This is a genomic window from Kitasatospora sp. NPDC057015, from assembly GCF_042673745.1.
Classification (GTDB): domain Bacteria; phylum Actinomycetota; class Actinomycetes; order Streptomycetales; family Streptomycetaceae; genus Kitasatospora.
Window position 1 is genome coordinate 1 of sequence record NZ_JBHUSG010000153.1, and the last position, 1,264, is coordinate 1,264.

General features: G+C 75.2%; 2 protein-coding genes. Both read left to right on the top strand.

The genetic code is table 11. The annotated features are described in order from the left end of the window. Nucleotides 1–405, top strand: a 405-nt coding sequence (locus ACFTWP_RS41800) for an MFS transporter (protein ID WP_380270406.1), incomplete at its 5' end; no start/stop codon positions are given. Between the two features lie 41 nt (nt 406–446). Then, nucleotides 447–1,264: TolB-like translocation protein (locus ACFTWP_RS41805; protein ID WP_380270407.1), on the top strand; the 818-nt coding region annotated here is incomplete at its 3' end.

Sequence of the window (1,264 nt, forward strand, 5' to 3'; positions counted from 1 at the left end):
CCGCTCGGCGCCCTGGCCGACCGGATCGGCCGGCGCCGGCTCTTCCTGGCCGGCCACGGCCTGCTGCTGCTGGCGTACGGGCTGCTGCTCGGCCCGCTCTCCGGCGACGCGGTGGCGCTCTGCGTCCTGCTGCTGCACGGCGCGTTCTACGCCTCCACCGACGGCGTGCTGGCGGCGGCGGCGGCCGACGCGGTGCCCGAGACGCAGCGCGGGGCCGGACTCGCCCTGGTCGGCACCGGTCAGGCACTGGCCAGGTTCGCCTGCTCGCTGGCCTTCGGCGCGGCCTGGAGCGCCGTCGGCGGCACCACCGCACTGGCCTGGTCGGCCGGCGCCCTGGCGCTCTGCGTGGCCGGCGCCGCCTTCGTCCTGCGTGAACCCCGAGACTCCTCCGAGGTGCCTTCGTGACCGAACTCCGGCCCCCGCAGGGCCGTTCGCTGGCCACCCGTATGACGATCCTGCTGGTGGCCGTGCTGGCGCTGGGCTCCATCGGCGCCGGCGCGGTCCTCGTCGCGGCCGACCGCTCGGGCCGCCGCGACCAGGCGCAGCCCGGCGGCCCGTCCGTCGTCCCCGGCGCGGTCAGGCTCGACGCCCCCTCGGCGGGACGGCAGCTGGTCTTCCGCAACATGGCCTGGGGGCCGCACCACGACGAGGTGGTCAGCGTCCCCGCGGACCACCCCGACGGCGTGCGGACCGCCTCCGGCCTGCAGTGCCTGCGCTTCCACGCGGCGGCCGGCACCGGCGTCTGCCTGCAGGCCGAGCGCGGCGCCCTGCAGGACACCTACCGGGCCGTCGTGCTGGACGGGAGCCTGCACGAGCTGCGGCACTTCCCGGTGGCGGGCATCCCCACCCGGGCCCGGGTCTCGCCCTCCGGCCACCTGGCCGCCTGGACGGTCTTCGTCAGCGGGGACTCCTACGCGGGGACGGACTTCTCGACCCGGACCTCCATCGTCGACACCCGGGACTGGAGCCTCCAGGACAACCTGGAGACCTTCGCGGTGATCAAGGACGGGCACCCCTACCAGGCCCACGACGTCAACATCTGGGGAGTCACCTTCGCCGACGACGGCACCTTCTACGCCACCCTGGCGACTGCCGGGCAGACCTACCTGGTCCGCGGCGACCTCGCCGCCCGCACCCTCACCACCCTGCACCAGAACGTCGAGTGCCCGTCCCTGTCGCCCGACGGCACCAGGATCGCCTACAAGAAGCGGGTGACCGGGGTCGACGACGCCGCGCCCTGGCGGCTGTACGTGCTGGACCTGGC